Here is a 14835-nt window from a genome sequence, read left to right as displayed (position 1 = left end):
GTTACAATAGTTTTACAAATTCGTCGAACAGGAATTCCGTATCCGTAGGTCCACTCGCAGCTTCCGGGTGGAATTGCGCAGAGAACCAGGGATTCTTTTTATGTTTGATTCCCTCGTTGGACCCATCGTTCATATTGATAAACAACGGTTCCCACTCTGCACTCAACGTATTATTGTCTACGGCATAACCATGATTTTGTGAAGTAATGAAACAACGTTCCGTACCTACCATACGCACCGGCTGATTGTGGCTACGATGTCCGTATTTCAATTTATAAATCTTGGCTCCGCCCGCTTTTGAAAGCAACTGGTTACCCATACAGATGCCGAAGATAGGCAGTTTCTCATTTACCATCGCCTTCCGTATATTCTGTACCGCAGCATCACAAGTATCCGGGTCACCCGGTCCGTTGGAGATAAACAACCCGTCAAATTCGAGTCCGCTATAATCATAATCCCAAGGTACACGGATCACTTCTACATTACGTTTCAGCAGACAACGAATAATATTTGTCTTTACACCGCAATCTACCAGGATAACCTTCTTAAATTGAGAATTGAAAGTTGAGAATTGAGAATTAAGCTGCGCATAGGAACTATTTACGGAGAAAGTTTGTGAAGTTCCGGCAGGAAAATAGCAAATAATCTCTTTGCAAGATACACGATCTACATAATTAACGCCTGCGTATACTGCTTCAGGCACATTATCCGGTTCATCATCGAAAACGATTTTTCCCATCATTACTCCATGTTCACGAAGAACCTTAGTCAGCTCGCGCGTATCAATGCCTGTGATACCGGGAATCTGCTCGCGTTTCAACCAGTCACCGAGACTTTCCACCGCATTCCAATGGCTGTATTCATAAGAATAGTCACTTACGATAATCGCTTCCGCGTGGATTTTCTCACTTTCCATGAAAGTGGCAAGTCCATTCGGTTCGATGGTAAAAGGAGGAACACCGTAGTTGCCTACCAGAGGATAGGTAAGCGTCATCAACTGTCCGGCGTATGAAGGGTCAGTAAGGCTCTCCGGGTATCCGGTCATGGCAGTATTAAAAACTACTTCGCCTGCCACCGGCTTCTCGTAGCCAAACGACTTACCGGAAAACCGGCTCCCGTCGTCAAGGATTAATGTCACATTTCTCATTCTTATTATTGAATCGTTGTATGGTTGTTAGAATTGATACATTTGTTCTATATAGTCGATGAACGCCCGGTTCACCATTTTCACACCTCCCGGTGTAGGGTAGTTACCGCTAAAATACCAGTCGCCTTTATGACGCGGACAAGCCTCGTGCAATCCCTCCAACGGTTGATAGACAATTTCCACTTTCGCCTTTGTTCCCTTGGGAGTCAGCAGTTCCACCATCTTGCCAGAGATTTCCTCATCGGTGAACGGAGCATAGATATCCTTCACATAGTTTATCATCTGCTCTTTCGGCAGTCCCACCTGATCTTTCGATTTACGGTAGGCAGCCGCAATCACATCTTTCATATCCCGCTCCTTTAAAAGTTCGACAGCAGCCCTGAAAGCGATAAACTCACTCATCTTTGCCATATCGATACCGTAATAGTCAGGATAACGCACTTGCGGAGAAGAAGATACTATCACAATCTTCTTCGGACCGAGACGGTCGAGAATACCGATAATACTTTGTTTCAACGTAGTACCACGCACAATGCTGTCGTCAATAATCACCAGATTATCAACACCGGGTACCAGACTTCCGTATGTAATGTCATACACATGGGCTGCCAGATCATTACGACTGTTTCCTTCGGCAATAAACGTACGGAGTTTGATATCCTTGATCGCCACCTTTTCGCTACGGATACGGCGGGAAAGAATGACTTCCAGTTCCTCCATATCCGGATGATGCCCTAATGCAGCAATTTGCTGCACTTTCTCCTCATTCAAGTAATCGTCCAGTCCCTGTAACATTCCGTAGAAAGCCACCTCCGCAGTATTGGGAATAAAAGAAAAAACCGTATGATCGATGTCATTATTGATAGCTTTCAATATTCTCGGAACCAACTTTTCACCCAACCGTTTCCTTTCCTTATAAATATCGACATCACTCCCACGGGAGAAATAGATACGTTCAAAAGAACAGGCATGATTTTCGCGCGGCTTGTTAATTTGCGAAGTACGGATTTTACCTTCTTTGCTGATTAACAATGCTTGCCCCGGTTGCAATTCTTTGATTTCCTCAAACGGAACATTCAAAGCCGTCTGGATCACCGGACGTTCGGAAGCAAGAACAGCTATCTCATCATCCTGATACCAGAATGCAGGCCGGATTCCCCACGGGTCGCGGATGGCGAAGGACTCGCCGCTCCCGGTCAATCCGCAGATCACGTATCCCCCATCCCATTCGCGGCTGGAAGTGCGCAACACGTTTGCCAAATCAATATATTCTTCTATATAATGAGTGATTCCCATGCCCGTAAGCCCCTCGGCTTCGGCAAGATTGAATACACGCTCCACTTCACGGTCAAGACGGTGTCCCACCTGCTCCAACATGATATATGTATCGGCATATTTACGCGGATGCTGACCAATGGCAGTGATACGGGCAAATATCTCGTCCACATTTGTCATATTGAAATTTCCGCAGAGAGCCAGATTCTTGGCGCGCCAGTTATTTCTTCTTAAAAATGGATGCACATAAGAGATTCCGGATTTTCCCGTCGTGGAATAACGAAGATGTCCCATATATACTTCACCGGCAAAAGGCAAAGTTCGTTTGGCATACGCTGCATCGTGCAACTGTTCGGGAGTGAGATCCTTAAAATTGTTTTGAATATTTTCAAAGATTTCCGTAATGGCTCCGGAACCTAAAGCGCGTTCACGAAACATATATTCTTCACCCGGATTTGCTTCCAGTTTCACACATGCCAGTCCCGCACCTTCCTGTCCACGATTATGCTGCTTCTCCATCAACAGGTAGAGTTTATTAAGACCATACATCCATGTCCCGTACTTTTTCTCGTAATACTCTAACGGTTTGAGCAAGCGTATCATGGCAACGCCACATTCATGTTTCAATTGTTCCATCTCTCTATATACTAGTTACTACTTAAAGTTACTCTACTGTTACCGACTTCGCCAGATTTCTCGGCTGATCCACATCCATCCCTTTGCATACCGCAATGTGGTAAGCAAGAAGTTGCAGAGGTACCGTAGTAATTAACGGATCGAGACATTCGATTGTTTCAGGAAGTTCGATACTACAGTCAGCGATTTTGCTGATAACGGTATCTCCTTTCGTCACAAATGCAATCACTTTTCCTTTCCGTGCCTTAATCTCCTGAATATTACTTAATACTTTCTCATACAACCCATTCTGCGTAGCAATCACCACTACCGGCATTTCCGCATCGATCAGGGCAATCGGTCCATGCTTCATCTCCGCAGCCGGATAACCTTCGGCGTGAATATACGATATTTCTTTCAATTTCAATGCACCTTCCAGAGCAACGGGATAACTATATCCGCGTCCCAGGTAAATAAAATTATGCGCATAAGTGAAAGTTTTCGATAACTCCGCCAAAGTATCATTCAAATCCAACACCTCTTTCATTTTTTCCGGAATATGATTTAACTCCTGTACGATTGAAAGATAATGCTGTTCGTCAATGGTTCCTTTCGCTTTGGCAAGTGTCAATGCCAACATCGCCAATACAGTGACCTGTCCGGTAAATGCTTTGGTAGAAGCCACCCCGATTTCTGGACCCACATGAATATATGAACCGGTATGAGTGGCACGGGGAATAGAAGAGCCAATCGCATTGCAAATACCATATATAAATGCCCCGCGGCTTTTCGCCAATTCCACAGCAGCCAATGTATCTGCCGTCTCGCCACTCTGGGAGATTGCTATCACCACATCCTGCCCGTCAATCACCGGATCACGGTAGCGGAATTCGGAAGCATACTCCACTTCCACCGGTATGCGGCAAAAACTCTCAATCAGATGCTTACCGATCAGTCCGGCATGCCAGGAAGTTCCGCAAGCAACAATAATAAACCGTTTGGCATTCAGCAGCTTTTCCCGATGATCTATCACAGCAGAAAGCACCACATTATCAGCTTCCACATTGATACGTCCGCGCATGCAATCACGAATACAATCGGGCTGTTCGAAAATCTCTTTCAACATAAAGTGCGAATATCCCCCTTTTTCCAACTGACCGAGGTTGAGTTCCACCTTCTTTATTTCAGGTATCATTTCGACATTGTTCAAGTTGACTACCTTCAACTCCTTCCCCAGATTCAAAACAGCTATTTCCCCGTCTTCCAGATAAACCACTTTATCAGTATATTCTACAATCGGAGTAGCATCTGAAGCAAGAAAGAACTCATTCTCTCCAATCCCCACTACCAATGGACTGCTCTTACGGGCAGCAATAATCTCATCGGGATGCTCCTTATCAAGAATCGCAATCGCATAAGCACCAATTACCTCCCCTAACGCCAACTGAACAGCCGTCAACAGACTGACCTGATTAGTGACTTTCATGTATTCTATTAATTGAACGAGGACTTCGGTATCTGTACTACTTTTAAAAATATAGCCTTTGGCTTGAAGTTTTTCTTTAAGAACGGCGTAGTTTTCAATAATACCGTTATGAATGAGAGCGAGCTTTTCGGAAGAAGAGTAATGAGGGTGGGCGTTAACAGAACAAGGTTCCCCGTGAGTAGCCCAACGGGTATGGGCAATTCCGATTGTACCGGAAATATCTTTCTGTGTGACGAAATTTTCAAGATCAGAGACTTTTCCTTTCGTCTTATACACATTTAACTGTTGGTCATCACTAATGATTGCTACCCCCGCGCTGTCATATCCACGATACTCCAGTCGCTTCAGCCCTTTGATAAGGATAGGGTAGGCTTTTCGTTTACCAATATAGCCTACTATTCCACACATATTATGATATTTTTATTTCGCCTGCAAATATACACATTACAAATAACATAAAGACAACAAAAAGCATATTTATTTGACAGAAACGCATAAAAAAGTTGCAAACACATCAAAAAGTTAAATAATATATTATTTTTAGCTCAAAAAGAAACAAATTACAATCAGCTTCAAATAAGGATAAATAAGCTAACAAATTAAAAGCAAATTTCCTGTTTTTAATAACAAATTAAAAGAATAAAGATTCCTATTCTCATTTCGCGTCACACAAAAGCTAAATTTCACTATCATTTTGAAATTAAAATATTAACTTTGCCAAACAATTTGATACATCAAACAGGTATTATCATACAATAAAGCTAGTAAGAATGAAGAAACAAGAACTTTTTAACAACGTAACAGAAGGATTCCCTTACCAACGACAGCCCCAACAGGTGGGCTTGTACGATGCGGCATACGAACACGATGCCTGCGGTGTCGGTATGCTGGTTAACATTCATGGAGAAAAGTCACACGACATTGTTGAGTCGGCTTTAAAGGTATTAGAAAACATGCGCCATCGCGGTGCCGAGGGTGCGGATAACAAGACCGGTGACGGTGCAGGTATCATGCTGCAAATTCCGCATGAGTTTATTTTATTACAAGGTATTCCTGTCCCCGAAAAAGGACGGTACGGCACAGGGTTATTGTTTTTACCGAAAAACGAAAAAGACCAGGCAGCTATTCTAAGTATTATTATTGAAGAAATTGAAAAAGAAGGACTCACATTGATGCATTTGCGCAATGTGCCCACCTGCCCCGAAATCCTGGGAGAATCGGCTCTGGCAAACGAACCGGACATCAAACAAGTGTTCATCACCGGATTTACGGAAACGGAAACTGCCGACCGGAAGTTATATCTGATCCGGAAAAGAATCGAAAATAAAGTCAGATTGTCATCTATTCCGGCAAAAGACGATTTTTATGTTGTGTCACTCTCTACCAAAAGCATTATATATAAAGGTATGCTTTCATCATTACAGCTGCGCAACTATTATCCGGACCTGACAAATAGCTATTTTACCAGCGGACTGGCATTGGTGCACTCTCGTTTCAGTACCAATACATTCCCTACATGGGGATTGGCACAGCCGTTCCGTCTGCTGGCACACAACGGTGAAATCAATACCATCCGTGGTAACCGAGGATGGATGGAAGCCCGTGAAAGTGTACTCTCCACTCCCACTTTAGGTGATATAAAAGAAATCCGCCCGATTATACAACCGGGTATGAGCGACAGTGCTTCTCTGGACAATGTACTGGAGTTCCTGGTGATGTCAGGATTGAGCCTGCCACATGCCATGGCTATGCTCGTGCCGGAATCTTTCAACGAGAAGAACCCGATCAGTGAGGATCTGAAATCATTCTACGAATACCACTCCATCCTGATGGAACCGTGGGACGGACCGGCCGCACTACTATTCAGCGACGGACGATTTGCCGGAGGTATGCTCGACCGCAATGGCCTGCGCCCTGCCCGTTATCTGATTACTAAAAACGATATGATGGTAGTGGCTTCGGAAGTCGGTGTTATGGATTTCGAACCGGGAGACATCAAAGAAAAAGGTCGCTTACAGCCCGGCAAAATCTTGCTGGTAGATACGGAAAAAGGCGAGATCTACTATGACGGCGAACTGAAAAAACAGTTGGCTGAAGCCAAGCCTTACCGCACCTGGCTATCTACCAACCGAATCGAACTGGATGAACTGAAAAGCGGGCGCAAAGTTCCTCATCACGTAGCAAACTACGACCGGATGCTTCGTACTTTCGGCTACTCCAAAGAGGACATCGAAAGGCTGATTATGCCGATGGCAAGCACCGGAGCAGAACCGATCAATTCAATGGGTAACGATACGCCACTCGCCGTACTTTCAGATAAACCACAGTTGCTTTACAACTATTTCCGTCAGCAATTTGCACAGGTAACCAATCCGCCCATTGATCCCCTTCGTGAAGAACTGGTGATGTCATTGACGGAATACATTGGAGCAGTCGGTATGAATATTCTGACGCCCAGTGAAAGTCATTGCAAAATGGTACGCCTGAATCATCCGATTTTAAGCAATACCCAACTGGATATTCTTTGTAATATCCGGTATAAAGGCTTCAAAACAGTCAAACTACCCATGTTGTTTGAGGTTGCAAAAGGGAAAGCCGGACTGCAGGAAGCACTGACCCATCTTTGTAAAATGGCGGAAGAATCCGTGACGGAAGGTGTAAACTACATTGTCCTGACCGACCGTGAGGTGGATATTACCCATGCTGCCATTCCATCATTGCTGGCAGTAAGCGCTGTTCATCACCACCTGATTTCAGTTGGTAAACGGGTGCAAACGGCATTGATCGTAGAAAGTGGTGAAATACGTGAAGTGATGCACGCCGCGTTATTGTTGGGTTTCGGAGCAAGTGCCCTGAATCCTTACATGGCATTCGCTGTCCTCGACCGACTGGTAAAAGACAAAGATATTCAGTTGGATTATACCACTGCTGAAAAGAACTATATCAAATCCATCTGTAAAGGCTTGTTTAAAATCATGAGTAAGATGGGTATCTCTACGATCCGCTCCTATCGTGGTGCTAAGATTTTCGAAGCTGTCGGTTTGAGTGAAGAATTGAGCAAGGCTTATTTTGGAGGACTCGGTTCACCGATCGGAGGTATCCGTCTGGAAGAAATAGCCAGAGATGCCATTGCTTTCCATAAAGAAGGATTTGAAAGTATTAAAAATGAAGAGTTATTAAAAAATAACGGTTTGTATGCTTTCCGTAAAGATGGAGAAAAGCACGCATGGAATCCGGAAACAATCAGCACTCTGCAATTGGCTACACGACTGGGGAGTTATAAAAAATTTAAAGAGTACACCCATCTGGTAGACGAAAAAGAGAAGCCTATTTTCCTTCGTGACTTTCTGGGATTCCGTCGTAATCCGATTTCAATCGATCAGGTAGAACCGGTGGAAAACATTCTGCATCGTTTCGTCACGGGGGCTATGTCTTTTGGTTCTATCAGCAAAGAGGCTCATGAGGCAATGGCTATTGCCATGAATAAAATTCACGGACGCAGTAATACCGGTGAAGGTGGCGAAGACGCTGCCCGTTTCCAACCGCTGCCCGATGGCAGTTCTTTACGAAGTGCAATCAAGCAGGTAGCTTCCGGTCGTTTCGGTGTAACGGCAGAATATCTGGTTAATGCGGACGAGATTCAGATTAAGATAGCACAGGGAGCAAAACCGGGTGAAGGCGGACAACTACCGGGATTTAAAGTGAACGATGTGATTGCGAAAACACGTCATTCCATTCCGGGAATTTCGCTGATTTCTCCTCCGCCTCATCATGATATTTATTCGATTGAGGATTTGGCACAATTAATCTTCGATTTGAAAAATGTAAATTCACAGGCCAAAATCAGTGTGAAACTGGTAGCAGAAAGCGGCGTCGGTACGATTGCTGCGGGTGTGGCAAAAGCAAAGGCGGACCTAATTGTCATCTCTGGTGCTGAAGGGGGAACAGGTGCTTCTCCGGCTTCTTCCATCCGCTATGCGGGTATCTCGCCGGAATTAGGATTGAGCGAAACACAGCAAACACTGGTTCTGAACGGACTTCGTGGCCAAGTAGTTCTGCAAGCCGACGGACAACTGAAAACCGGACGTGACATCATCTTAATGGCACTAATGGGTGCCGAAGAATATGGCTTCGCCACCTCGGCATTGATTGTATTAGGGTGTGTAATGATGCGCAAATGCCATCAGAATACTTGTCCGGTGGGAGTTGCCACACAGAATGAAGAGTTACGTAAACGCTTTCATGGACGCAGTGAATATTTAGTAAACTTTTTCACATTCCTGGCACAGGAAGTCCGCGAGCATTTGGCTGAAATGGGATTCACCCGGATGGATGACATCATCGGGCGTACAGACTTAATCGAGCGCAAGTCCGATGCCAATGACCCAAATCCGAAACATGCTTTAATCGACTTCACCAAATTGCTGGCACGTGTTGACAACAGTGCGGCTATCCGTCATGTCATCGACCAGGATCATGGAATTTCTGCTGTAAAGGATGTAACCATCATCGATGCTGCACAAGAAGCTATCGAACATGAGAAAGAGATTTCTTTAGAATATACGATTGCCAATACAGACCGTGCAATAGGTGCTATGCTTTCCGGAGTAATCGCCAAGAAATATGGTGCCAAAGGATTGCCGGAACATACGCTGAATGTAAAATTCAAAGGTTCGGCAGGTCAATCTTTCGGAGCTTTTCTCGTACCGGGAGTTAACTTTAAACTGGAAGGTGAAGCGAATGATTACCTGGGTAAAGGATTGAGCGGCGGGCGTATCTCCGTATTGCCTCCTATCCGCAGCAATTTCGAAGCCGAAAAAAATACAATCGCCGGTAATACCTTGCTTTATGGCGCAACAAGCGGTGAAGTATATATCAACGGCCGTGTAGGAGAACGTTTCGCTGTTCGTAACTCCGGCGCAGTTGCCGTCGTAGAAGGCGTGGGTGACCATTGTTGCGAATACATGACCGGAGGTCGTGTGGTAGTCCTCGGACAAACCGGACGTAACTTTGCAGCCGGTATGAGTGGCGGTGTAGCTTATGTATGGAACAAAGACGGCAACTTCGATTATTTCTGTAACATGGAAATGGTGGAACTGTCACTCATCGAAGAAGCCAGCTACCGGAAAGAGTTGCACGAACTAATCCGCCAACATTACCTCTACACAGGCTCGAAACTGGCACGCACTATGCTCGACAACTGGAATCATTACGTAGATCAATTCATCCAAGTAGTGCCCATCGAATACAAAAAAGTACTACAGGAAGAACAAATGAGAAAGTTACAACAAAAAATTGCAGATATGCAAAGAGACTATTAGATTTACAATTTGACTATTTACAATTTACTATTTGAATGTATAGTATAGTCTGTAAATAGTCAAATAGCAAATGACAAGATAGTCTAGAAATAGTAAATAGTAAATCGTCAAATAGTAAATAACAAGATGGGAGATCCTAAAGCATTTCTAAATATACCTCGACAAGAGGCGGGATACCGCCCTGTAAACGAGCGAATCGCTGACTATAGTCAGGTAGAACAGACTTTGAATACAAACAGCCGTAAATTGCAGGCGTCACGCTGTATGGATTGCGGTGTACCTTTCTGTCATTGGGCATGCCCGATAGGAAATAAACAACCGGAATGGCAGGATGCATTATACAGGGGAAAATGGAAGGAGGCATACGAAGTATTGTCGTCTACTTGCGATTTTCCTGAATTTACAGGACGTATTTGTCCTGCTCTTTGCGAGAAATCGTGTGTGTTGAAACTTTCCTGCGATCAGCCGGTGACTATTCGCGAGAATGAAGCAGCTATCGTAGAAGCGGCTTTTCGTGAAGGATATATACAAGTAAAGACGCCGGAAAGAAACGGAAAGAAAGTGGCGGTGATTGGTGCAGGTCCTGCTGGATTGGTGGTGGCTAATCAGCTGAATTTAAAAGGATATAGCGTTACTTTATTCGATAAGGATGAAGCGCCCGGAGGATTATTACGATTCGGTATTCCTAATTTCAAACTGGATAAAAATGTAATTGACCGACGGATGAAGATATTGGCTGCAGAAGGAATACAGTTTGAGATGGGAGTAGAAATAGACGTTAATCATTTACCGGAAGGATTCGATGCTTACTGCATCTGTACCGGAACCCCCACTGCACGTGACTTGAGTATTCCGGGACGTGAACTGAAAGGGATTCATTTCGCACTCGAAATGCTGGCACAACAGAATAGGATTCTGGCAGGACAGACTTTCCCGAAAGACAAGTTGGTAAATGCCAAAGGCAAAAAGGTTCTCGTGATAGGTGGCGGAGACACTGGTTCCGACTGCATCGGAACCAGTGTGAGACAGGGAGCCGTCAGTGTCACTCAAATCGAAATCATGCCGAAACCTCCTGTCGGCTACAATCCGGCTACTCCTTGGCCACAATGGCCGGCAGTCTTCAAAACGACTTCCAGCCATGAAGAAGGTTGTACACGCCGCTGGTGCCTGGCTTCCAATCAGTTCCTCGGAAAGAATGGAAAAGTGACAGGTGTAGAAGTGGAAGAAGTAGAATGGATTCCGGCAGCAGATGGCGGACGTCCCACAATGAAACCAACAGGGAAGAAGGAAGTCATCGAGGCTGATATGGTATTATTGGCGATGGGATTCCTGAAACCGGAACAACCCAAATTTGCAAAGAATGTATTTCTTGCCGGTGATGCCGAGACTGGTGCCAGCTTAGTAGTACGCGCCATGGCAGGAGGACGAAAGGCTGCTGCGGAAATAGATGCTTATCTAATACAATAAGGTTTGCAACAGTGTACAACAAGAAGCTCGATTGCTATTATCGGTTCGTTCCATATCTGTAGAACTAAAGAATAACAGATATGGAACTAAAGGAAAACAGTTGTGGAACTAAACGATAACAATTATGGAACGAATTAAGAACAGCTAGTCAGCTTCTTAGAAATAGCGAATAAACAATCAACAGATTACATTACCCCCTCTAAAAATTAAAGTTATGTGTGGAATAGCAGGTATACTCAACATCAAAGTTCAAACGAAAGAGCTAAGAGATAAAGTACTGAAAATGGCCCAGAAGATCCGTCATCGCGGACCGGACTGGAGCGGAATCTATGTAGGCGGAAGTGCCATCCTGGCACACGAACGTCTTTCTATTGTCGACCCGCAGAGTGGCGGACAACCGTTATACTCTCCCGATCGTAAACAGGTGCTCGCCGTCAACGGTGAGATTTACAATCACCGTGATATTCGCGCTAAATATGCGGGAAAATATAACTTTCAGACCGGAAGTGACTGTGAGGTAATTCTTGCCCTTTACAAAGATAAAGGCATCCATTTTCTGGAAGATATTAGCGGTATCTTTGCTTTCGTTCTTTATGATGAGGAAAAGGATGAATTTCTAATTGCCCGTGATCCGATAGGGGTTATTCCTTTATATATAGGAAAAGATAAAGAGGGAAAAATCTACTTCGGCAGCGAGTTGAAAGCCCTTGAAGGATTTTGCGACGAATATGAAATATTTCTCCCCGGACATTACTTCTATAGTAAAGAGGGAAAAATGAAACGTTGGTATTCGCGCGACTGGACAGAATATGAAACCGTAAAAGAGAATGATGCACAAACCGTTGATGTGAAAATAGCATTAGAAGAGGCTGTACACCGCCAGTTAATGAGTGACGTACCGTACGGAGTGCTTCTTTCGGGAGGGTTGGATAGTTCTGTCATCTCCGCCATTGCCAAAAAATATGCGGCAAAACGTATAGAAACAGACGGAGCGAGTGATGCGTGGTGGCCTCAACTCCACTCCTTCGCCATCGGACTAAAAGGTGCTCCCGATTTGATTAAAGCACGTGAAGTGGCTGAATATATCGGTACTGTCCATCACGAAATAAACTATACTGTTCAGGAAGGTTTGGATGCCCTGCGTGATGTCATTTATTTCATCGAGACATACGATGTAACCACGGTACGCGCTTCCACTCCCATGTACCTACTGGCACGTGTCATCAAATCGATGGGTATCAAAATGGTGTTGAGCGGTGAAGGCGCCGATGAAGTTTTCGGTGGTTATCTGTATTTCCACAAGGCTCCCACTCCACAGGCATTCCACGAAGAAACAGTACGTAAACTTTCAAAGTTGCACATGTACGATTGCCTCCGCGCCAATAAAAGTTTGTCAGCATGGGGAGTAGAAGGACGTGTTCCTTTCCTTGATAAAGAATTCCTCGACGTAGCCATGAACCTGAATCCGAAAGCTAAAATGTGCCCCGGAAAGGAAATTGAGAAACGGATTGTTCGCGAAGCCTTTGCCGAGATGTTACCGGAAAGTGTGGCGTGGAGACAAAAAGAGCAGTTCAGTGACGGTGTAGGATATTCATGGATTGACACATTGAGGGAAATCACAGCTGCTGCTGTGAGCGATCAGCAAATGGAACATGCTGCCGAACGCTTCCCTATCAACACGCCACAAAATAAAGAAGAATACTATTATCGCAGTATCTTTGAAGAGCATTTCCCCAGTGAAAGTGCAGCACGCACCGTACCCAGTGTTCCCAGTGTGGCCTGCTCCACAGCAGAAGCGCTGGCGTGGGATATTGCTTTCAGGAATCTGAATGAGCCTAGCGGACGTGCGGTGAGAGGAATACACGAAGAGGCCTATACTTAACTGATAAGAATAACAGAATCTGCTCTTTCTGTTATTCTTTTGTAACATTTCTATTTTAAAACCTCAAGGATTAACGCAGATTAGCATATTATTGTCTGATTTGCGTTTTCTTTTTTATAATTTTGAGGCCAAACCAAATTAAATCTATCAAACTTTTAAAAGACCAAACAAATGAATTTAAAAAAAATGATGATGGCTTCTGCCCTTCTAATGGTTGCTTGCTGTATGCAGGCACAGACAAAAGTGATAGCCCACCGTGGATTCTGGAAAACTCCGGGATCATCACAAAACAGTATTTCATCACTTCTAAAAGCAGATTCCATCGGTTGTTACGGTTCAGAATTTGACGTATGGATCGCTAAGGATAACAAGTTGGTGGTCAACCATGATCCTGTATACAAGATGAGACCGATGGAGTATTCCAAAGGTGACGCACTGACCGGACTTAAATTATCCAACGGAGAAAACTTACCCAGCCTGGAACAATATCTGGAAGCCGGGAAAAACTGTAATACCCGACTGATTCTCGAACTGAAAGCACATAGTAACAAGAAACGTGAAACCAAAGCCGTACAGGGAATCCTTGCCATGGTGAAGAAAATGGGACTGGAAAACCGCATGGAATATATCACGTTCTCCCTGCATGCCATGAAAGAGTTTATCCGCCTGGCTCCTGCCGGTACTCCGGTATTTTACCTTAACGGGGAACTGTCTCCCAAAGAATTAAAGGAACTCGGTGCTGCCGGTCTTGATTATCACATGGGAGTGATTAAGAAACACCCCGAATGGATCAAAGAAGCTCATGAACTCGGCTTGAAAGTAAATGTGTGGACTGTGGACGAAGTGGAAGATATGAAATCGCTGATCGAACAGAAAGTAGATTTCATTACCACCAACGAACCAGTCATCTTACAAGAAGAACTGAAAAAACATCAATAAGATAAAATCATTACAAAGTAAACTATTTAATATCCGTCTTTAAAGAAACAGCTCGTTCCTTTAAAAGAAACAGGATGTTTCTCGGTGTCGAACGGGTGGTTCCTTTAAAAGGAACCACCCGTTTCTTTTAAAGGAAAAATGAGCTTTTATAACAAACTAAATACCAGCATATTAAGAACACTCATTTTTTTCATCTGAAAAAGAAAAGGTCATTTTCATATATGCCAATAAAAGATTACAAACGATTTACTGGAAATCATCTAATACCTCTTTCAGCTCTCCTACCGTAAGCTCTCCTACCTGTCTCCATAATTCATGTCCCTTATGCAATAAAAGAAAGGCGGGCACTGTTTCTACATTATGCGCATCGGCTATTGTTCTATTTTCTTCAGCATTCACTCTTATCAATTCTACAGTTCTCTTTTCGTAAGTCCGAAGCACAGGACCTATCCACTCATAATGAGGTGACCAGTCGGCATAAAATACTACCAACACCAAATGGTTGGTCTTAACTGCTGTTTCTAATTGTTTCTCTATATTCATATCTCTACGTTTTTATATTAATGATAGTGCTAAAACAATGAATACAGAAAAAGGTTCTTCAGCATATCCGGTGAGCAATATGATAGATAAATAGGGGTTTTCACTTTCATATCGTCAAAAGGAAAAGGATATATTTCTTGTTTTTATAGCTGATTTCACC

Annotated in this window: 8 protein-coding genes; 4 read left to right on the top strand and 4 right to left on the bottom strand. The window is 44.0% G+C overall.

What is annotated here, in order from left to right:
* Position 1 precedes the first annotated feature (1 nt).
* The 3 genes from carA to glmS are packed head-to-tail and all read right to left on the bottom strand — an operon-like array spanning position 2 to position 4931.
* Positions 2-1147, bottom strand: a complete 1146-nt coding sequence (carA, locus tag KSX81_RS21470; protein WP_032845223.1) for a glutamine-hydrolyzing carbamoyl-phosphate synthase small subunit — start codon at positions 1145-1147, stop codon at positions 2-4.
* A gap of 27 nt (positions 1148-1174) precedes the next feature.
* Positions 1175-3058 carry an amidophosphoribosyltransferase gene (locus KSX81_RS21465; RefSeq protein WP_217725806.1) on the bottom strand — a complete coding sequence of 628 codons (1884 nt, stop codon included), beginning with the start codon at positions 3056-3058 and terminating at the stop codon, positions 1175-1177.
* 28 nt (positions 3059-3086) lie between these two features.
* Positions 3087-4931, bottom strand: coding sequence for a glutamine--fructose-6-phosphate transaminase (isomerizing) (gene glmS / locus KSX81_RS21460; protein WP_217725807.1), 1845 nt, complete (start codon positions 4929-4931; stop codon positions 3087-3089).
* 362 nt (positions 4932-5293) lie between these two features.
* Between glmS and gltB the strand changes: the two genes are divergently transcribed.
* The 4 genes from gltB (at position 5294) to KSX81_RS21440 (ending at position 14132) form a co-directional block, all read left to right on the top strand.
* Positions 5294-9844, top strand: a complete 4551-nt coding sequence (gene gltB, locus KSX81_RS21455; RefSeq protein ID WP_195645707.1) for a glutamate synthase large subunit — start codon at positions 5294-5296, stop codon at positions 9842-9844.
* A gap of 126 nt (positions 9845-9970) precedes the next feature.
* A complete protein-coding gene (locus KSX81_RS21450; RefSeq protein WP_004303693.1) occupies positions 9971-11311 on the top strand; it encodes a glutamate synthase subunit beta in 1341 nt (446 codons plus the stop codon).
* A gap of 214 nt (positions 11312-11525) precedes the next feature.
* Complete coding sequence (gene asnB / locus KSX81_RS21445; RefSeq protein WP_004317886.1) at positions 11526-13193, top strand: asparagine synthase B; 1668 nt, start codon at positions 11526-11528, stop codon at positions 13191-13193.
* A 171-nt stretch (positions 13194-13364) separates the two neighbouring features.
* Positions 13365-14132: a glycerophosphodiester phosphodiesterase family protein gene (locus tag KSX81_RS21440; RefSeq protein WP_004300081.1), complete on the top strand. Its 768-nt coding sequence runs from the start codon at positions 13365-13367 to the stop codon at positions 14130-14132.
* A 246-nt stretch (positions 14133-14378) separates the two neighbouring features.
* Here the strand turns inward: KSX81_RS21440 and KSX81_RS21435 are convergent, their stop codons facing one another.
* Positions 14379-14675, bottom strand: coding sequence for a thioredoxin family protein (locus KSX81_RS21435; RefSeq protein ID WP_004300083.1), 297 nt, complete (start codon positions 14673-14675; stop codon positions 14379-14381).
* Between the last annotated feature and the right edge of the window lie 160 nt (positions 14676-14835).

It is taken from the genome of Bacteroides sp. MSK.18.37 (assembly GCF_019129155.2).
Classification (GTDB): Bacteria; Bacteroidota; Bacteroidia; order Bacteroidales; family Bacteroidaceae; genus Bacteroides; species Bacteroides ovatus.
The sequence above is the reverse complement of the archived record's forward strand: the minus strand, read 5'-3'. Positions and strand labels throughout refer to the sequence as shown.